The organism is Asprobacillus argus (assembly GCF_032248395.1).
Classification (GTDB): domain Bacteria; phylum Bacteroidota; class Bacteroidia; order Flavobacteriales; family Flavobacteriaceae; genus Polaribacter; species Polaribacter argus.
Map to the genome: position 1 here is coordinate 599,573 of NZ_JAVTTO010000001.1, position 20,596 is coordinate 620,168.

Consider the following 20,596-nt stretch of genomic DNA (forward strand, 5'->3'; position numbering starts at 1 on the left):
TTTTAAAGTTCAGTAATATTATACGTTACATCGGCTCCAGAAGTAGATTTCGTAAATGTAAATACGAAACTATCTTGTGTAATTGTAGAATTGATGATTCTTTCTTGCCCATCAGGGAATCTAAATGTCATCGTATAATCTACCACCGCTGTAAATGCATATTGGTTAATATATACACTAAAAACTCCATCAGGTTGTGCTCCAGGGAATACAGTCGCCTCTGTTGTAGTAAATCCTAAACTAGAATCGATTACTGTACCTCCAAAATCTTGATCACCTGTTACTAAAAATAAGTCCATATCTCTTGAAGCATCCGCCCAAGTTAATACTATATCAACATCTCCCACTGTGGTTACAATTGGCACAGGGATATCTTTTACAGTAATACTTCTCGAATAATCTCCATTATATACATAATATTGTGTACTTCCATCTGCAAACTGAACATCAACTCCAGTAATAGTAACAGTGTACACCTCGCCTGACTCTGCAATTCCATCGTCAGTAATAGCAAAATCGATATACTTAGCTGCTTCTCCATTCTCTAAAGTTACAGAAGTTGGGTAGGTTGCCTCTACAGCTCCATCCGAAGATGTAACACTTAAAGAAATTACCACTTTACCGTTGATTGCTTGATTCATCCCAAGTCTAAAAGATGTCATATCTCCTTCAGTTACTTCAGGATTTGGGTTCGTGTCAGTAAAACTAACTTTTACTTCTTCTGGTAAGGTAAACGTACCAGGGTTCGTAACACTTTCTGTATCGTCATCACAAGAAACAACTAGCAACGACATAGCGAAAATGTATAGTAAGTATTTAAAATTTTTCATTTGTATTTTTTTAAATTATAATTTATAGTTTAAACGAGCAAATACAGATCTTCCGTTAATTCCGAACTGAGAAGTAACACGTGGGTAAACGAAGTTGTTTCCACTTGTTAAATCAGCTGGGGCAGCATCTGGGTACACGTCAAAAATATTACTTGAACCAATTGTTATAGTTAAGTTTTGATTAAAGTCATATCCAAAAGATAAGTCTGTAATAATCTTCGCTCCAAATTCTGGATGTGTATCTCTAGTTCCGTCTCCAGTAGTATCAGTTAAGTCTGGGTTAGTAACTGATCCAAAGAAAGAGTTTCTTAAGAATACACTAAAGTTATCTCCTCTAAGCATGTTAGATAAGTTTGCTTTTACTCTTGGTGTAGCGAACTCTAAGAAATACTTTTCTCTTTCTCCAAAATACGTGTCGATCTGAGAAACTAACTGCTCTGAAGCATGAATATCGTCTACTCTGTTCGTCTTGTTAAATGAGAAAGCAAAATCACTTGTTAACGTGTAGTCAGAAACATTTGCTTTATGAGACACTACGATGTCTATACCTCTTGTTTCTGTATCAATTGCGTTTGCAAAGAAACGAGCTCTTGTTGCATTAGCAGCATCAAATAATGTTTGTAACTCTCCAGCCGTATCTGGTCTAGCAAAGTTTCCAGTTAACACTACTCTATCTTCAATTGCTGTAAAGTATCCATCAACAGTTAATGTTAAATTTAAATCTGGCACCTTAGCAGTAAACCCTAAGCTTGCGCTAAAAGATTCTTCTTGCTTTAATTCTGGGATACCTAAAATTTTCGCTATTCTACTATCGTTAGAGAACGTACCCACTTCGTTTGGAATTCCATTTACAAAGTTTGTACTTGTAGCGTTAAAATGTAACTGGTGTAAAGATGGTGCTCTAAAACCTGTACTTGCAGCTGCTCTTAAGTTAATGTTATCTGTTAACTTATATAAAGAAGCTAATTTCCAGTTTAACGTTGTACCAAAGTCACTGTAGTTTTCATATCTCACGGCTCCAGTTACTGTCCAGTCTTCCGTAAAGTCTGCCTCTACGTCACCATACACAGCATAACTGTTTCTGTAAGCGTTTCTTTCGTTTTCTGGTCTAAATCCAGGGAATACTTGGATTCCTCCTGCTCTCGCTCTTCCAAAGAAGTCAACAACCTGTAATGAAGTATCTCCATTCCAGATATCTCCATTGGTATCATACGTAGCCCAAGACTCTTCTTGTCCTTGGAAAATTTGATAATTCTCCATTCTGTACTCAGCACCAAAAGCAACGTTTAGTCCGTTTAACTCATCTTCAAAGAATCTAGTAAAGTCTAAGTTTGAAGTATTTTGTGCAAATGAGAACCCTCCAGCATATGCTGTTAAAGGAGAACTATTTAATAAGGTAGCGTTCATTGAGTTTCCAATAGTAAAGTCGAAAGAGTTTTCACCCCATGTATTACTAAAGTCAACATCCCAATCTCCTTGCTTACCTTTAATTCCGAATGCTAATGATTTATCTTTGATATCACTATTGATCTCTGGTAAAAATCCTGCTGGGTATAATCCTGTGAAAGCTCTAGACTGATCTGGTCTTCTATAAAAACCTGCAGCATTTCCTTTTCTGTAGCTAATCCCACCAAAAGAGTATAATGTAAAGTCGTCCGATAATGGAAGTTCCATGTTTCCAAAGAATTTACCACTTCTTAATTTAGATTGACCAACTCTCATGCTAAAGTCTCTTCTAGTTAATCCTCTAACTCCAAGTTCTGCATCTGTAGTATCGAAGTTTAACAACCCTTGAAGGTCAGCCATAGAAGTTGCATTTTGAATGTTGTTTTTTAATGCCAAATCAAAGTGCGTAACTCCTTGTGCTAAAAATTGAATATCAGTGAAAGAATACTGCGTAATATCAGATCCTAAACCACTATTTGCTCCAACCCACTCAACTGAGTTTGCACCGTTAAAGATTGATCCAGTAAAACCATCTTTCCCTGCTCTAAAGCTTGGGTTTCTTGTAGAAACTGATCCTGTTAGGTTAAGGAATCCTCCTTTATCACCTAAAGCAACTCCGTAGTTAGCGTCTAACTGGAAGCTTTCTCCATCAGTATCTGTGTGCAATGGAAACTCGTTGTTTAAACTACTCGTTTCTTTTCCTGAGTTTGCACCAAGGTTCATTTGTATTTCAAAACCTTCTTTCTTTTTAAGCACAACGTTAATAACACCAGCAATAGCATCACTACCATATTGAGCAGCCGCTCCATCTTTTAACACTTCAATTCTTTGAATTGCAAAAGCAGGAATTGCATTCATGTCTGTTCCGACACTACCTCTACCTACAGTACTGTTGATGTTTACTAATGATGTTGTGTGTCTTCTTTTTCCATTTACTAAAACCAATACTTGATCTGGTCCTAAACCTCTCAATGCAGCCGGGTCAATATGGTCAGTACCATCAGACACAGTTTGAGCGGTTGAAGTAAATGAAGGAGCTACGAAATTTAGTATATCATTGATACTTGTTTGAGGACCGGCACTTACCAGTTCAGAAATGTCAATAATATCAACAGGTACCGGAGTGTTAGCTACCGTTCTGTTTTTGTTTCTAGATCCAACCAACACTACTTCGTCTAAAGCTACACCACCTTCTTCAACAACGATTGTTAAATAGGCAGTACTGGTAACTTCTTGCTCCGTAGTTTTAAATCCTAAAGATGAAACGACAAGTGTCGTAGGCATCTTAGTAACAGTTATCGAAAACTCCCCATTCTCATCAGAGGTAGTCCCGTTTGTTGTTCCTTTTTCTACTACATTCATATACGGTAATGCTTCACCGTCTTTGTCTGTAATTTTACCCTTTACTGTCTGCGCATTCACAGTAAATGAAAGCATAAAAACAAGGATAAATGAGAAAATTTTTAATAAGTCATTGTTTTTCATATAAAATTTGATTGATTATTATAGGCAAATGTTCATTTTTTTTATGGTAAAAACAAATTTTTAGCCCTTTAATATTAAGAAAACCTGATTGTTATTTTCCTAATTCTGCGTTTTTTAGATTTTTTACAGAACCCTAATACCCTGCTTTATCTTCGCAATCAATATCTTTAACCTATATTTAACAATAAAAAAATAGCTATTATTGTAGTTTTGTTTTCCTAATTTTTTAATACTAAAATTTCATACTAAATGGATGTAGATGTAAGAGCTATCAACGAGAAAATAGAAAGAGAAAGTGCTTTTGTTGATTTGTTGACTGGCGAAATGAATAAAGTAATTGTTGGTCAAAAACAAATGATTGAACGATTGCTTATAGGACTACTAGGGAACGGACACATTTTATTAGAAGGTGTTCCTGGTCTTGCAAAAACACTAGCAATCAACACCTTATCTAAAGCTGTTCAAGGCTCATTTAGCAGGGTTCAATTTACTCCAGATTTATTGCCTGCCGATGTGGTTGGGACCATGATCTACAATATTAAAGAGAATGATTTCTCTATAAAAAAGGGACCAATCTTTGCAAATTTTGTTCTGGCGGATGAGATCAATAGAGCTCCAGCAAAAGTACAGTCGGCGTTATTAGAAGCCATGCAAGAAAGACAGATCACAATTGGAGACACTACCTTTAAATTGGATGAACCATTTTTAGTAATGGCTACTCAAAATCCAGTTGAACAAGAAGGAACCTATCCTTTACCAGAAGCGCAGGTAGACCGTTTCATGTTAAAAGTAGTGATCGACTATCCTGAATTAAATGATGAGCAAACTATTATGCGTCAAAACCTATCTGGCGGTTTCGCTACTGTGAATCCAGTAGTTTCTACAGATCAAATTATTAAAGCAAGAGCTGCCGTCGATGAAGTATATATGGATGAGAAGATTGAAAAATATATTTTAGACATTATATTTGCTACCCGCTATCCAGACAGGTACAATCTTTCGAATTTAAACGGACTCATCAGTTTTGGAGCTTCTCCTCGTGGAAGTATTAATCTTGCAAAAGCATCTAAATGTTATGCTTTTATTAAACGAAGAGGTTACGTAATTCCTGAAGATGTGAGAGCTGTTGTTTACGACGTGCTAAGACATCGTATTGGAATAACATATGAAGCGGAAGCGGAAAATATTTCGTCCTTAGACATTATAAATCAAATTGTGAATCAAATAGAAGTTCCTTAAACAAAATTCTTTCCCCCGATTTTATAAAACTACAAATCGAAGAAATGAATTGTAAATTAATTACGTACAAAACATTATCGGGCGAAAAAAAAATTGCTCGCTATGAAGAAAAAAGTACAGGAAAATGGATTATTTATCAAAACAAACAACCAAAATATCATTTAGATTGTTTTGACCTTAAAAGTGAAACAGGCTTGTTGTTAAATGATCTTTTATTTTCCGAAAAGAAAACGATAAAGCAGATCGTAAAAGAGGTTAACAAGAAATATGGCAAAAACTTATCTATTGAAAAACCTCCTTTGATCGAAATTATAAAAAATACAACCATAGAAGATGTTCCGCTGGAAATGCTTCCAGTTGAATGGCTAAAGTAAAATGGATACTAAAGAGATATTAAAAAAAGTTCGGAAAATTGAGATTAAGACACGACGTTTGTCTGATCATATTTTTGGGGGAGAATATCATTCTACCTTTAAGGGTCGAGGAATGACATTTTCTGAAGTAAGACAATATCAATTTGGTGATGATGTAAGAGCCATAGATTGGAATGTAACCGCTAGATATAATGAGCCTTATGTAAAAGTTTTTGAAGAGGAGCGTGAATTAACTATGGTGTTAATGGTTGATGTTTCTGGTTCTGAATTCTTTGGAACGACCAATCAATTTAAAAAAGATATTGTTACCGAAATAGCAGCTACTCTTGCTTTTTCGGCTATTCAAAACAATGATAAAGTTGGCTTAATTCTTTTTTCTGATGATATAGAGTTATTTATTCCTCCCAAAAAAGGAAAAAGCCATGTTTTAAGAATCATTAGAGAGCTTATAGAGTTTAAGCCTAAAAGTAGAAACACCGATATTGGGGCTGCATTCAAGTTCTTATCAAATGTGATGAAGAAAAAAGCCATCGTATTTATGTTATCTGACTTTATGGACGATACGTACGAAAGAACATTAAAGATTGTTGGAAACAAACACGATATCACTGGAATTAGAGTCTATGACAAACATGACGAAGAAATTCCAAATCTCGGTGTTGTTCCTATGCTAGATGCTGAAAGCGGAAAAGTTCAGTTGGTAAATACTGCTTCGAAAGCAGTTAGAAATAACTATAAAACCAATGCAATTAGGTTATTGGATTATTATTTCACCACCTTTAAAAGAAGCGGAGCAGGAACTATAAATACTAGAGTAGACGAAAGCTATGTAAAAAAACTATTAGGATATTTTAAACACAAAGGAAGATAGTCGTAGAAGATGAAGAAATTAGTTTTATATGTTTTAATGATATCGAGTTCTTTTGTTTTTGCACAAAGCACTCCAAGAGTAACCGCAAAAGTTGATACGACCAGTATCCGAATAGGAGAACAGTTCGAACTAAAAATCGAGGTGAATGATACCACCAATGTTATTATTCCCAAACTTGATAAACTGGTTGGTCTAGAAATTGTAGAAGATGATAAAATTGACACCATAAAAAGTCGTTTATTAAAACGATATGTGTTAACCGGTTTTGATAGCGGTGCTTACTATATTCCTCAGCAACAAATCTTTATTCGCAATCAGGCTTTTTTAACAGATTCTATTTTAATCAATGTTGCTACAGTACCTATTGATACTACAAAGCAAAAAATGTTCCCAATAAAATCAATCCAAGAAGAGCCTTATGTTTTTGACGATTTTAAGCCTTATTTGATCTGGGTTATTTTGGGATTACTTTTAATTGGACTATTACTCTACTTTATTTTAAAGAAAAAGAAAATAGAAGAGCAAGAAGAAATTATTCCGCTACTTCCTCCATATGAAGAAGCACTAGAAAAACTAAAAGTTTTAGATCATAAGTTATTATGGCAAAACAATAAAATAAAACAATATTATAGTGAATTAACCGAAATCATAAGGGAGTATATCGAAAAGGAGTTGAAAGTTCCTGCTCTAGAAATCACTTCAGATGAGTTGATCAATTATATCAAAGATTTTAAAGATGCTGAAACGTTGGATCTTTCAAAAGAAACATTTGAAAAGTTGAAAGGTCTTTTACAAGAAGCTGACCTGGTAAAATTTGCGAAATCTAAACCACTTTCGCACGAAATTGAAGAAGATAGAAAAGATGCTGAAGACATTTTAAACAGCATGAAGCCTAAACCTGTAATTGAAGAGGAAGATGATGAATTGGAATAATTTTGAATTTAATAATCCAGAGTTCTTTTGGTTGCTTTTGCTAATACCTCTTTTAATGGTTTGGCACTTCTTTACTCGCAAAAAAGAGGCAGCAATACTAACTATGCCAAGTATAAAAGGTTTTACTACAAATGGCTCATTTATCTCTAAACTAAAACCGTTACTTTCGATCATTCGCTTATTAGCCATTGCAGTATTATTTATAGCACTAGCTAGACCAAGGAATAAATCGGTAACTACTAAAACAAAGGCCAATAAAGGAATTGACATTGTGATGGCCATTGATGTCTCTGCAAGTATGCTTGCAAGAGACCTTAAGCCTAATAGATTAGAAGCGCTAAAAGTGGTAGCTAATAACTTTGTGAATAGAAGGCCTAATGATAGAATTGGAGTTGTTTTGTATGCTGGAGAAAGTTTTACGCAAACACCTATTACCAGTGATAAAGGAATCGTGAAAAGAACCATTTCAGAAATTAAGTGGGGGCTGCTAGAAGGAGGTACCGCTATAGGTATGGGGCTGGGCTCTTCTGTAAACAGATTAAAGGATAGTAAAGCAAAGAGTAAAGTAATCATTCTATTAACCGATGGAGTAAATAACTCTGGAAATATAGATCCAAGAACCGCTACCGAACTCGCCAAAGAATTGGGGATAAAAGTATATACGATAGGATTAGGAACAAACGGAATGGCGGATTTCCCGTATGCTAAAGATCCTAGAACTGGGAAGCTGCAGTTTAGAAAACAACAAGTTGAGATTGATGAAGAGCTATTAAAATTCATTGCTTCCGAAACTGAAGGGCAATATTTTAGAGCAACCAATAACACAAAGTTAAAAGAGATCTACGACGAAATTGACAAGTTAGAAAAAACAAAAATTGAAGAATTCAAGTACACCAATTATCAGGAAAAGTATAGGTTTTTGGTTTTTATAGCCGGAGGGTTATTATTACTGGAGTTTTTATTAAGAAACACCTTATTTAGAAGTTTTATATAGAGAGAATGTATAGATTAGAAGAACCTTTTTATTTTTATTTCTTTACAATTATACCAGTTGTAATTGTTGTATTTCTCTTGACGCTGTTTTGGAAAAAAAGAACACAACGTAAATTTTCAAATGCTCAGTTGCTCGAAAGATTGGCACCAAATCATTCTATCTTTAAATCAACTTTAAAGCTGATATTCTTTAGTATTGGTATTTCATTCTTAATATTGGCCTTGGTGAATCCAAAAATGGGAACCAAGCTAAAAACTATCAAAAGAGAAGGAGTTGATGTTGTATTTGCTTTAGATGTTTCTAAGAGTATGCTGGCGGAAGATATTGCTCCAAATCGCTTAGAAAAGGCAAAACAGATTATTTCAAAAATAATAGATAAGCTTGGAAGTGACCGTGTTGGTGTAATCATTTATGCTGGAAACTCTTACCCATTATTACCTATAACCACAGACCATGCAGCGGCAAAGATGTTCTTGCAAAACGCAAACCCAGATATGGTATCGAGTCAAGGGACGGCAATTAATGAAGCCTTAAACTTGGCAAAGACCTATTACAACAATGATGAGCAAACCAATCGTTTTTTGATTATCATTTCTGATGGAGAAGACCATCAAGAAGAAACAAAACAGGTTGCCGAAAATATGGCTAAGGATGGTATAAAGGTATATACCATTGGTGTGGGAACTGAAAATGGCGGTCCTATTCCTATGAAAATTAATGGCTCACTTATTGGGTATAAAAAAGACAGGAAGGGAGAGACGGTAATCACCAAACGAAAAGCTGATGTACTACAAGCTATAGCCGACACATCAGAAGGAAGATATATAGACGGAAATAAAACCGACAAACCGGTAAAGATGATCGAAGAAATTATTGGTAATGCTCAAAAAAGTGAATTTGAGACCAAACAATTTTCAGATTATAAAGATCAGTTTCAATGGTTTTTGGGATTAGGAATTTTGTTTTTAATTTTGGACATCTTTTTATTAGATAAAAAAACAAAATGGTTACGTAAAGTTGATTTATTTAATGAAGAAAAAAGTAACTAATGAGGTTTAATAAATACATAGCTCTTGTAATGTTGATGATCCTATCATCGACCGCTCTTTTTGCGCAAAAAGATACTATTGCCGAAAAAAGAGAGGCTAGAAAATTAGTACGCGAAGGAAACAACCTGTATAAGCAACAAAAATATACAGACGCTTCTGTTTCGTATAAGAAAGCACTAGAAAAAAACAGCAAGTATAAAAAAGCAAGTTATAACTTAGGGAATGCTTTATATCAAGAAAAATTATATAAAGAAGCTGTACCTCAATACGAACTGATGTCTAAAAGTGCTAAGACCAAGTTTGAAAAAGCAGAAGCATTTCACAATATTGGAAATGCGATGATGGAGCAAAAACAATATCAGCCGGCAGTAGATGCCTATAAGAATTCGTTAAGAAATAATCCCAACGATGATGAAACTCGTTATAATTTAGCTGTAGCTCAAAAATTATTGGAGAAAGAAAAAAATAAGGATAAGGATAAAAATAAAGACAAAAACAATAAGGATAATAAGGACAAGAAGAATAAGGACGATAAACAAAAAGATAAGAATAAAGACAAAAAAGAAGGAGATAACAAGGACAAGAAAGATAAAAAGGACGGTGATGGCAATAAAGATCCCAATAAGGACAAGAAGAAAAATGACAAAAAGAACAAGCAAAAGCCAAAACCTAAGCAAGGAAAAATGTCTCCTCAACAAATTAAGCAGTTGTTAGAGAGTCTTAAAAATGAAGAAAAGAAGACTCAAAAGAAAATGAATGTTAAAAAATCTAAAGGTAAAAAGGTTAAACAAGAAAAGGACTGGTAAGCAAGTTTTGACTACCTGTTTTGAATGATCATGAAATTAAAGCTAATTTACATATCTATTTTATGTGCTTTCTTAGGCATGTCTGTTGCGGGTCAAAACCCTCCTGTTAAGAGCAAAAAACCTGCTTTAACAGCTACCGTTAGTAAGAATAAACTCGGTGTAAACCAACGTTTGCGTATAGAGTTTGCTGTTAATAAACAGGGAGCTGATCATTTTAAGCCTCCTAATTTTCGAAACTTCCGAGTCGTGGGAGGTCCAAGTCAATCCATTCGTCAATCCTGGGCTGGTGGAAAAGCTAGTTTTACCCAATCTTACACCTATATCATTCAACCAAAAAAAAAGGGAGAGTTTATAATTCCTGCTGCAAGCATTGAACTTAACGGTAAGGTGCTTAAGTCTAAACCCGTTAAAATTATTGTACTTGACGCTGTCGAGATTCCAAAAAACCCGAACGATCCAAATTATATTGCACAGCAGAACATTCATCTGGTTGCGGAAATATCGAAATCAAGACCTTACGTTGGAGAAGGTGTATATGTAGAGTATAAATTGTACGTGAGCCAAAACATCAGCGTAAATGACTTCTCCATAACTGAATCGCCGCAATATAATGGCTTTTGGAATCAAGACATCAAAATAAATGGGCTACCTATAAAACAAGGAAAATATAACGGAGAGTCTTATCGTTATGTCGTTTTGAAAAAGGCCCTTTTAATTCCTACCAAATCAGGAAAATTATCCATAGACCCAATGAAGATGGATATCGTTATTGGAGTTCCAACGGGAAGAGCTGATTTCTTTGGAAACGCCATTACGCGAAATATTACACGCCCTTTTGCCTCTGCAAAAAAGACCGTCAATGTTAAGGATCTTCCGTTAGAAGGAAAGCCAGAAAATTTCAATGGAGCTGTGGGTAATTTTAATTTTACCGTAATCTCTAGTAAAGACGTTTTAAAATCCAATGAGTCTGCACTAATAAAGGTAACTGTTTCTGGCAAGGGAAATCTTAAGCTTTTCGAAATTCCAGAGATCACCACTCCTTCAGAATTGGAAGTATATACTCCAGAGCAAAAAGAACGTGTAAATGTGACTACAACGGGTTTAAGTGGATTTGTTAGCAAACACTATACAGTAGTGCCGCAATTTAAAGGGAAGTATAAGATTCCAAACACTTCTTTTTCTTATTTCAATCCTAAAGAGAAGAAATACATTACACTACAGTCCGATGATCTGTTTGTAAATGTCCTTGAAGGTAAAGAGCTCATAACAAACTCTGATCAAAAAAATGTTACGAAAAAAGACATCGCTGTTACAGGGGCTAACTTCAGATATATTCAAACCAAGACTACCTTTGTTAAAGCGAAGAATGATGATTTCTTTGAGTCAAACTTATTTTTCGTTTTATTGTTCTTACCCATTATTTCTATCCCAATTGGCATTTTCATTGCAAAAAAACAACAGGAAAGAAACAACGATATTATTGGTAATAGACTAAGAAAAGCCGACAAGCTTGCTAAGAAGTTCTTATCGGAAGCACAGAAACAGCTAGGGAAAAAAGAAGCTTTTTATGAAGCCCTGGAAAGAGCCTTACATAATTTCCTAAAAGCAAAATTAAATATTGAAACTTCAGATATCAGTAGAGAAAAAATATCTGAGTTATTATCCAAAAGAGGTGTAAACAATGCGACGATCAGTTCTTTTATTGATGTACTAAAGAACTGTGATTTTGCGCGTTACACACCTATAAGCGATGTAGAAATGAAAAGCGAGTATGAAAATGCTAAAGAAACCATTGCTCAAATAGACAAACAATTATAACATGAAAAAAATAGTATACATATTGTTTTTTATCTCTTCATTGCTGTCTGCACAAAATGTTGAGAAGCTTTTTGAAGAAGCTAATGATATGTATAAGATTGGTAAGTATGAGGAAGCAATTGCCTATTATGAAAAGATTGAAAGTAATAATGATATCTCTTCTGAATTGTACTATAACCTAGGAAACTGTTATTACAAGCTGAACAATATCGCCGCAACCATCTACAATTATGAAAAGGCTTTACTTATAGACCCTTTGAATGCTGATGCGACTAACAACCTAATTTTCGCAAAAAGATTAACTATTGACAATATAGAGGCCTTACCTAAATCTGTGTTTCAGAAATTTGATGAAAACTATATAAAGAAGTTATCTTATAACAACTGGGCTATTGTAGCCGTTATTTTTTCGATTTTAGGGTCTTTGTTATTTTTACTTTTCTACTTCTCTTATACACCGTCTAAAAAACGATTTTTCTTTACTGGGAGTATTGTATGTATGATATTGTTAGTGGTTAGCGTTAGCTTATCATACAAGGAGTATGCGTATAGTATATCAAATATCGATGCAATCGTTTTTGCAAACAAAACAGAAGTTAAAAATTCACCTACTTTTAACAGTGATGATATATTCACTTTACACGAAGGCACCAAGGTTAAAGTTCTAGATAGTATTGATAATTGGAAAAAAATTAAACTTGCTGATGGCAAGATTGGATGGATCGATGCTGAGGACATAAAAGTGTTGAAGATTTTTTAATTTTTATTTAACAGAATATTCAACACGCTGTTGTATATTTGTTCTTCAAAAATCAAAAATGGCCAAAACTTTAGCTACTTTATTTTTTTCTTTAGTACTCTTAATGTCTATTGTAACTCCTACCTACATAGTTTTAACGGAAGGTAATTGTGAGATTACTGCAATGAAAGATAAGGTTGGAGAGGATGAAGAAAAAAAAGGTAAAGAAGCGGCTAAGGATTTAGAGGTTAAAAATTATTTTCCAAATGATAACTCTTATCTTTTTATCGGTTTGGAAAAGAAAAAGAGAATCAGTTTTTACTCAAAGAACTACGTCTCTTATCAAAAGAAACAACTCTCTCCACCACCAGAAATGCGTGCTTAATTTTTCGGGATTTTTATAATCAAAATTATTAAGTAAAACGTTAGCGTTCATGCTAACACTATGCATATTTATATCATGTTTAAAACTATTAAAAGCGATTTACCCGCTAGTATAGTGGTGTTTTTCGTTGCATTACCTCTATGTTTAGGTATTGCTTTAGCCAGTGGAGCTCCTTTGTTCTCTGGATTAATTGCCGGCATCGTCGGAGGTATTGTTGTAGGAGCTTTAAGCGGCTCTAAAATTGGAGTAAGCGGACCTGCTGCAGGTTTAGCTGCTATTGTATTATCAGCTATTGCTACCTTAGGTAGTTACGAGAATTTTTTATTAGCTGTAGTTCTTGGAGGAGTTATTCAACTACTTTTCGGAGTGGTCCGTTTAGGTATTATTGGGTATTTCTTTCCGTCGTCCGTTATCAAGGGAATGTTAACCGGAATAGGGATCATTATTATCTTAAAACAAATTCCTCATTTCTTTGGATACGACAGCAGCATTGAAGGAGGCTTTACTTTCTTCCAGGCAGATAGTGAGGGTACATTCTCTGATATCTTTAACTCCTTAAACTACATTAGTTTAGGGCCAACAATTGTTGGTTTAGTCAGTCTATTTATTCTTATTTTATGGGATAGAGTTTTAACCAAAAAAGCCAAGATATTTCAACTGATCCAGGGACCTTTAGTCGCTGTTGTAGTCGGGATATTATTTTTTGTTTTCTCTCAATCATCAGATTCACTAGGTTTCAGATCGGCGCAATTAGTAAGCGTTCCTGTTCCAGAAGATCTCGATTCTTTCTTTGGGCAGTTTACCTTTCCAAACTTTGGCGTATTAGGAAATCCAGAGATTTGGATCGTTGCTTTTACCATTGCTTTAGTAGCTAGTCTTGAAACATTATTATGTGTAGAGGCAACTGATAAATTGGATCCTGATAAAAATGTAACGCCAACCAATAGAGAACTATTGGCTCAGGGGACAGGGAATATTATTTCAGGTATGATTGGTGGTCTTCCTATTACGCAAGTAATTGTTAGGAGTTCTGCAAATATTCAATCTGGAGGAAGAAGTAAATTGTCTGCTATTGTTCATGGTTTTTTCTTATTGATCTCTGTGATGTTAATTCCTACATTGTTAAATAAAATACCTTTAGCAGTATTGGCAGCAGTGCTATTTATTGTAGGATATAAATTAGCAAAACCTGCATTATTCAAGAAAATGTTCCAGTTAGGTTGGAAACAATGGATTCCTTTTGTAACTACTGTTGGTGGGATCGTCTTTATTGATCTATTGAAAGGGTTAGCGCTAGGGTTAGCTGTTGGAATCGTAGTTATCTTAATTAAGAGTTTTCAAAACTCACACTTCCTACATATTGAGGACAAAAGTAATGGGGTTCATAAAATAAAAATGACCTTAGCAGAAGAGGTAACCTTCTTTAATAAAGGAGCTATTTTAAAGGAGCTTGATAGCATACCAAGAGATACTTATTTAGAACTAGATGTTCGAAAAACAAGATATCTTGATAATGACATTGTGGAGATTCTACAGGATTTCCGATTAAAAGCAAAAGATCGAAATATCGACATTAAGCTTGTTTCTGAGAGGGGTACTGTTGAAAACCCTGATAACTTTATCGAATTTTTTAAACTAAGACCTAAAACCGCTTAACACACAACATCATGAAAAATAATTATAAAATATTAGTATTATCAGACCTAAAAGGAAATACAACCAGCATGCTAAAAAGCACTGTACGCTTGGCTCAAATGATTGGAGGCTCTATTGAGTTCTTTCATGTAAAGAGTCCTACAGAAATTGTTGAAAACGATAATCAATTATCTGCAAACCGTGCAGTTAATAAAGAGTTTACTACAACGGACAATAAGATAAAGAACCTAAGAACTCTTTTTTCACAAGAATACAATGCAGATATTAATTTCACGTTTTCGTTTGGTAATGTAAAAAGCGAAATCGAAAGACGAATTGATGAATATGCTCCAGATATTGTTGTCCTAGGAAAAAGAAAAGTAAAACCCTTACGCTTTATTGGAGATCGTATTACCGAGTTTATACTAAAAAAACACTCGGGTGCAATTATGATAGCAGCGAGTGAAAATGGATTAGAACCCAATAAAGAAATTTCTTTAGGAGTGCTTAATGGCACAGAAACTTCTTTTAGCATGGACTTTGCCAAAGAACTACTAGATAACGCTAAAGAGCCTTTAAAGTCATTTCAAATGATTAAGAATCCGACAACAGTGCAAAAACCACATATTCCAACTGATAAAAAAGTATTAGAATATGTCTTTGAACACAACGATAGTGCGGTTAAAAACCTCTCTAAATATGTATCCAAAAATAATATTAACTTGCTGTGTATAAACAGGGCACAGAAAAAGCGAAATATTGCCTCGGACATAACTGAGATGGTTGGGAAATTGAACGTTTCCCTATTAGTTGCTAATTAAAAAACAACAATAATACAATCATATTTAATTTAATTTAATATTATGAAAGCACATACATTAGAAACACAGTCAGCAATCACGCCAGATGCTGCAATTAATTTATTAAAAGAAGGGAACGCAAGATTCATGGCCAGTCAAGGTGTAGATAGAGACCTTCAAGAGCAAGTTACTGATACAAGTACAGGTCAGTATCCGTTTGCAACAATCTTACACTGTATTGATTCTAGAGTATCAGCAGAGTTAGTTTTCGATCAAGGAATCGGAGATGTTTTTAGTATCCGTATTGCAGGTAACTTCGTAAATGAAGATATTCTAGGAAGTATGGAATTTGCCTCAAAATTAGCAGGAACAAAAGTAGTTGTCGTTTTAGGGCATACTGCATGTGGGGCCGTAAAAGGAGCTTGCGATGACGCAAAACTTGGAAACTTAACTACATTAATCAGTAAACTAAAACCAGCTGTTGCAGCTGTTGATGCACCTAGTGACCCTAATGAAAGAACCTCTAAGAACATCGATTTTGTAAATTCGGTTGCCGAGAAGAACGTATATATGACCATGGATAACATCAGGTCTCAAAGTACTGTTCTAAAAGAAATGGAAGATAATGGAGAGATCAAGATCGTTGGAGCAATGTACGATATCAAAGATGGTTCGGTAACATTTTACTAAGAAAGATCAATGAAAAAACTTGTATTAGCAATAGTATTCATCTCATTTTCCTTTACCGCTAAAAGTCAAGATAGCGGTTTAGGAAATTGGTTGATCTATATTGGAAGTAAGCAGTTAAATGAAAAATGGAACCTGCACCATGAAATCCAATACAGGAATTACAACGGTATTGGAGACATGGAGCAATTGTTGATCCGAACAGGTTTAGGATATAACTTGGGTTCTAGAAGTAATGTTCTGCTAGGGTATGGGTATATTAATTCTGAGAATTTTACTGGAAATGGGAATGACCAGATAACGGTAGAGGAGCACAGAATATATCAGCAGTTCATTACCAAGCAAAATATAGGAAGTGTTAGCTTGCAGCATCGATACCGTTTTGAACAGCGTTTTGTAGAAAGCAATTTTAAAACACGTTTTCGTTATTTTTTAAGCATGAACATCCCTTTGAAAAAAGAATCGAAATATTACCTGTCTGCTTATAATGAGATCTTTCTAAATGGAGAATCTAATGTTTTTGATCGAAATCGTATTTATGGCGGTTTGGGTTATAAGGTTAAAAAAGGGTTCAAAATTGAATTGGGATATATGAGCCAGGTTTTTGAAACTTCTAGTCGAGATCAGATCAATATTATTACGCTCGTTAATTTCTAACATCTTTAAAATATCTGTTAAAAAAGCCGTTGAGACTTCTCAACGGTTTTTTTTTGAGTATAAAATCCCTATTTTTAGAATCACAATCAACAAAATACTACATGAAAAATCTATTTTCGAATATTAAAGGAGATGCTTTTGGTGGAATTACCGCTGGAATTGTAGCCCTTCCACTTGCTCTTGCATTTGGTGTATCCTCAGGGTTAGGTCCTGCTGCCGGTCTTTATGGTGCTATTTTTATCAGTTTCTTTGCTGCCATGTTTGGTGGAACCAATACACAAATCTCTGGACCTACCGCTCCTATGACAGCCGTAAGTATGGTGGTTATTGCAGGGATTATTGCCGCGAACGATGGAGACGTGCAAAAGGCTCTCCCAGCAATCTTGACCGTATTTTTATTAGCCGGTCTTATGCAAATTGGGTTAGGCCTTATCGGATTAGGTAAATATATTCGATATATTCCATACCCTGTAGTTTCAGGTTTTATGACCGCTATTGGTGTCATCATTATCATTACGCAAATCTCTCCTTCTGTAGGATATGACGCGAAAGAAGACGCTGAGTATGTAAATAGGTTTAAACCGCAAGCAGAGGAGCTTATTTTAGAAAACATCTTAAAGGAGGAGGCCGGAGAAGGTATACTGGTGTTAGAAGATTTTAGAGAAACCGTTACCAGAGCAAATAGAATAACACAGGAAGATATTTTACGAGAATCTAAAACCTTGGCCGCTAAGGAGGCTTCAGGGGTTGTAGGTACGTTACGAGTTTTACCTAGATCTTTAAAATCAATTAACTGGTTAGAATTAATCTTATCTCTTGGTACTATTATTATCATTTTTGGTTTTAAACGAATTACCACCAAAATACCCAGTACGCTTGTAGCTTTGGTGGTCATGTCTGGAATTGCCGTAGGGTTTGGACTGGATTATAGACCTATAGAAGAAATCCCTACAGGCTTACCAATACCTAATCTGGAGATTATTACTGGTTTTAGTTTTGCCAATATTACACCTTATATTTTTACTGCATTAGCATTAGCTTTATTAGGGGCTATTGACTCTTTATTAACAAGTGTGGTAGCCGATAATATGACAAAGACCAAGCATAAGCCTAATAAAGAATTAATTGGTCAGGGAATTGGAAATAGTATTGCATCCATCTTTGGAGGAATCCCAGGAGCTGGGGCAACTATTAGAACTGTGGTAAACATTAATGCTGGAGGAAAGACAAAATTGTCGGGAATGATTGCCGGACTTATGCTTTTAGTTATTGTATTAGGTCTCGGTCCTATTGCCTCTAAAATTCCAGCAGCAGTATTGGCAGGGATATTAGTTACCGTTGGTATTAGTGTAATGGACTACAAAGGTTTAAAAGCAATTCCTTCTTTACCTAGAGACATCAAGTTTAATATCCTTCCATTCAAGTTAAGTTCAGAAGTATTAATTATGTTAGTCGTTTTGATCCTATCTACATTTTGGAATCTGGTAAATGCGGTTGGAATAGGTTTAGTTATTGCTTCTTTAGTATTTATGAAACGAATTGGAGATCTTACAGCAGAGAGGTCCAATGTAAAGTCTTTAAAAGAAGAACCGTGGGCTGATGAAGTTGGACTTACGAATTCATTACAGGAAGAAGTCTTTATCAAACATATTAAAGGACCATTATTCTTCGGTTCTACAAGTGACTTCCAACAATTAGCACAAAAAATACCTAATTCGGCATCTACCATTGTCTTTAGGATGGATAGAATGCAATATATAGATCAATCTGGACTATATACATTAGAAGATATTTTAGTAGACCTTAAAAAAGAAGGTAAGAACGTACTCTTTGTAGATGTACAAAAACAACCCAAGTACATGATGGAACGTATAGATATCATTCCTGATTTGATTTCCAAAGAATGTATGTTTGACGATTTTAAATCTTGTTTAAAATGGATTAAGGAACACAAAGATTCTTAATAAAAGGTTCTTAAAAACTAAAAAACCACAGTATATACTGTGGTTTTTTTATGAGTTCTTTTAAGTTCTTCTTTAGTCAGGTGTTTTGTTTTTCATCATTCGCCCTTCCCAGGATCGAGTTCCCATGGTAGATTTATAATAGATCTTGTTTCCTTTGATCTTCGTTATCTTTATATGCAATCGGGTACCGCTAGAAAAAGGGAAATCAGGAAGCGTAGCTTCATCTATGGTTAAGTAGTATTCACAATCAGAAATCCAGTCTATAGAAGACTTGATCGTATACTTCTTATCATCATGATACTCTGTGTGACTGTTCTCTGTAAAAACCACCAACACATCTTTTTTACCCAATTTATATGTGAAGGAATTGTTTTTGAGAACGGTGCAGTCTTTAACCCTTGGGGTTAAAGAAAACAGGAGTACAAAAAAAGATATTTTATAAATTAAATTCATTTCCCCAATTAAACAGCAATTTACGTTTTTTTAATGATAATTCTATACAATTTTATATTTCTGGTATTTCTACGCTATCCTCTTTAATGATCGATGGAAAAATAGCGGGCGCAATACTCTTTATTGGCTCATACAAAATCGATTCCTCTAGAGTTTCTTTTTCTACAAAGGAGAAACTATAATTGACTCTATTAAAAAAGATTAACAGAATACTCAAGATAAAAGCTGTTTTAAGAAACCCAAAAACGGCTCCTAAAATCTTATTTACCAAACCTAGTGCCGCAAAGTCGGCTAATTTAGTAAACATTTTACCTAGAGAAGAAACTGCTATAACAATCGCAATAAAAGTAATCGCAAAAGCCGTTAAAGAAATATAATTTTCCTCCCAGGAAACATACTTTTTTAAAATCCCTGCCGCAAAATATGAAAAGTGAATCGCCCCCCAAACTCCACCTATAAGGGCTACCAGAGAGGCAACCTCTACAAACAATCCTTTTATAAAGCCTTTAACAGAACCATATATTAAGAGTGCGGCAAGTATAATGTCGAAGACATTCATCTTTCTAATTTTTTTCAAATATAAGTAACTAGCCGTTATCTATATAAAAAAAGTTACTGGATTACTTTCCCTGTAAAAGCTTCTAATTCGACCTTTAGATCATTGAACATTTTTAAAATACTACTGATCTTTAGATCTCGTTCGTCATACTCTTGCGTGTTAATAGCGCAGGTAAACTCCCAAAGCTCTAACACTTCAGAAATTGGAACATGGTAAGATGCATACTCTTTGTTATCCGGCGATAACAGTAATGCTTTCCTTTCCTCTATTTGATTGTACACTCTTTTATAGGTCATTCCATCATTCGCTGTAACAACAACATACGTTCTCCCATTTCTTACCTCTCGAATATCATCTATAAACTTTGCCACAACATAAGAACCATCTTTTAAAGGCAACATAGAATCTCCTTTGATAGGAAAAGCACGATGCTTACCTGTAGGTAAAAAAGGCAGTTTTATTTTTTCAAGTTGTTGAATATACTCGGGATCGTCGTACCCTAAAAGGTATCCCGCAGAAGCTTTTATTGGAATCACTTCAATCAGGTTTTCATTATCTTCATCAACAGCAATTGGAAATAAAACTCGCTGATTTCCTACTTCTATAAACGAAAAATCATCTGCATAACTTAAATCACTCTTCACTAAAATATCAATAGGGAGTTTAAAGTATTCAGAAAATATAACCAGTAGTTGTATAGGAGGCTCCGATCTTCCTTCTTCATAAGAACCAATTCTAGATCGTGTTGTCTGTATTTCTTCTGCTAGTTGTTCCTGTGTAAGTCCTTTTAAAGATCTTAAATGCCGTATGTTCTTTGCTATATAATTCATTTGCTACAAATGTAAGCAATCATTGCTACAATTAATAGTTAT

General features: G+C 34.7%; 20 protein-coding genes. 15 read left to right on the plus strand and 5 right to left on the minus strand.

Annotated features, from left to right (window positions below; genetic code table 11):
* Window positions 1-2 precede the first annotated feature (2 nt).
* Both RQM59_RS02645 and RQM59_RS02650 read right to left on the minus strand, forming a co-directional pair.
* On the minus strand, window positions 3-830 hold the full coding sequence (locus RQM59_RS02645) for a hypothetical protein (protein WP_349240509.1): 828 nt from the start codon (window positions 828-830) through the stop codon (window positions 3-5).
* Between the two features lie 15 nt (window positions 831-845).
* Window positions 846-3,713 (minus strand): TonB-dependent receptor, encoded by a 2,868-nt coding sequence (locus tag RQM59_RS02650; RefSeq protein ID WP_349240510.1) that lies wholly within the window; start codon window positions 3,711-3,713, stop codon window positions 846-848.
* Between the two features lie 297 nt (window positions 3,714-4,010).
* Between RQM59_RS02650 and RQM59_RS02655 the strand changes: the two genes are divergently transcribed.
* The 15 genes from RQM59_RS02655 to RQM59_RS02725 all read left to right on the plus strand — a co-directional run bounded on the left by RQM59_RS02655 (window position 4,011) and on the right by RQM59_RS02725 (window position 18,712).
* Window positions 4,011-5,000, plus strand: a complete 990-nt coding sequence (locus tag RQM59_RS02655; RefSeq protein ID WP_349240511.1) for an AAA family ATPase — start codon at window positions 4,011-4,013, stop codon at window positions 4,998-5,000.
* A gap of 44 nt (window positions 5,001-5,044) precedes the next feature.
* Window positions 5,045-5,374 carry a hypothetical protein gene (locus RQM59_RS02660; protein WP_349240512.1) on the plus strand — a complete coding sequence of 110 codons (330 nt, stop codon included), beginning with the start codon at window positions 5,045-5,047 and terminating at the stop codon, window positions 5,372-5,374.
* Between the two features lies 1 nt (window position 5,375).
* Entirely contained in the window at window positions 5,376-6,245 is an 870-nt protein-coding gene (locus tag RQM59_RS02665; RefSeq protein ID WP_349240513.1) for a DUF58 domain-containing protein, read from the plus strand.
* A gap of 9 nt (window positions 6,246-6,254) precedes the next feature.
* Window positions 6,255-7,178: a hypothetical protein gene (locus RQM59_RS02670; RefSeq protein WP_349240514.1), complete on the plus strand. Its 924-nt coding sequence runs from the start codon at window positions 6,255-6,257 to the stop codon at window positions 7,176-7,178.
* Window positions 7,165-8,172 carry a vWA domain-containing protein gene (locus tag RQM59_RS02675; RefSeq protein ID WP_349240786.1) on the plus strand — a complete coding sequence of 336 codons (1,008 nt, stop codon included), beginning with the start codon at window positions 7,165-7,167 and terminating at the stop codon, window positions 8,170-8,172. The genes RQM59_RS02670 and RQM59_RS02675 overlap by 14 nt, the downstream gene beginning before the upstream one ends.
* 5 nt (window positions 8,173-8,177) lie before the next feature.
* The gene (locus RQM59_RS02680) at window positions 8,178-9,221 is read left to right on the plus strand and encodes a VWA domain-containing protein (protein WP_349240515.1); all 1,044 of its coding nucleotides are present in this window, start codon (window positions 8,178-8,180) and stop codon (window positions 9,219-9,221) included.
* Window positions 9,221-10,027, plus strand: coding sequence for a tetratricopeptide repeat protein (locus RQM59_RS02685; protein ID WP_349240516.1), 807 nt, complete (start codon window positions 9,221-9,223; stop codon window positions 10,025-10,027). The genes RQM59_RS02680 and RQM59_RS02685 overlap by 1 nt, the downstream gene beginning before the upstream one ends.
* Window positions 10,028-10,057: 30 nt before the next feature.
* Window positions 10,058-11,845 (plus strand): BatD family protein, encoded by a 1,788-nt coding sequence (locus RQM59_RS02690; protein WP_349240517.1) that lies wholly within the window; start codon window positions 10,058-10,060, stop codon window positions 11,843-11,845.
* 1 nt (window position 11,846) lies between these two features.
* Window positions 11,847-12,605: a tetratricopeptide repeat protein gene (locus tag RQM59_RS02695; RefSeq protein ID WP_349240518.1), complete on the plus strand. Its 759-nt coding sequence runs from the start codon at window positions 11,847-11,849 to the stop codon at window positions 12,603-12,605.
* Between the two features lie 58 nt (window positions 12,606-12,663).
* A complete protein-coding gene (locus tag RQM59_RS02700) occupies window positions 12,664-12,969 on the plus strand; it encodes a hypothetical protein (protein ID WP_349240519.1) in 306 nt (101 codons plus the stop codon).
* 75 nt (window positions 12,970-13,044) lie between these two features.
* Complete coding sequence (locus RQM59_RS02705) at window positions 13,045-14,625, plus strand: SulP family inorganic anion transporter (protein WP_349240520.1); 1,581 nt, start codon at window positions 13,045-13,047, stop codon at window positions 14,623-14,625.
* 11 nt (window positions 14,626-14,636) lie between these two features.
* Window positions 14,637-15,425, plus strand: a complete 789-nt coding sequence (locus tag RQM59_RS02710) for a universal stress protein (protein WP_349240521.1) — start codon at window positions 14,637-14,639, stop codon at window positions 15,423-15,425.
* A gap of 42 nt (window positions 15,426-15,467) precedes the next feature.
* The gene (locus tag RQM59_RS02715) at window positions 15,468-16,094 is read left to right on the plus strand and encodes a carbonic anhydrase family protein (protein ID WP_349240522.1); all 627 of its coding nucleotides are present in this window, start codon (window positions 15,468-15,470) and stop codon (window positions 16,092-16,094) included.
* 9 nt (window positions 16,095-16,103) lie between these two features.
* On the plus strand, window positions 16,104-16,748 hold the full coding sequence (locus RQM59_RS02720; protein ID WP_349240523.1) for a DUF2490 domain-containing protein: 645 nt from the start codon (window positions 16,104-16,106) through the stop codon (window positions 16,746-16,748).
* A gap of 101 nt (window positions 16,749-16,849) precedes the next feature.
* Window positions 16,850-18,712 carry a SulP family inorganic anion transporter gene (locus RQM59_RS02725; RefSeq protein ID WP_349240524.1) on the plus strand — a complete coding sequence of 621 codons (1,863 nt, stop codon included), beginning with the start codon at window positions 16,850-16,852 and terminating at the stop codon, window positions 18,710-18,712.
* Between the two features lie 72 nt (window positions 18,713-18,784).
* Here RQM59_RS02725 and RQM59_RS02730 read toward each other — a convergent pair whose 3' ends face one another.
* The 3 genes from RQM59_RS02730 to RQM59_RS02740 form a co-directional block, all read right to left on the minus strand.
* On the minus strand, window positions 18,785-19,063 hold the full coding sequence (locus RQM59_RS02730) for a hypothetical protein (protein ID WP_349240525.1): 279 nt from the start codon (window positions 19,061-19,063) through the stop codon (window positions 18,785-18,787).
* A gap of 154 nt (window positions 19,064-19,217) precedes the next feature.
* A complete protein-coding gene (locus RQM59_RS02735) occupies window positions 19,218-19,724 on the minus strand; it encodes a CvpA family protein (protein WP_349240526.1) in 507 nt (168 codons plus the stop codon).
* 53 nt (window positions 19,725-19,777) lie between these two features.
* Entirely contained in the window at window positions 19,778-20,554 is a 777-nt protein-coding gene (locus tag RQM59_RS02740) for an XRE family transcriptional regulator (protein ID WP_349240527.1), read from the minus strand.
* Between the last annotated feature and the right edge of the window lie 42 nt (window positions 20,555-20,596).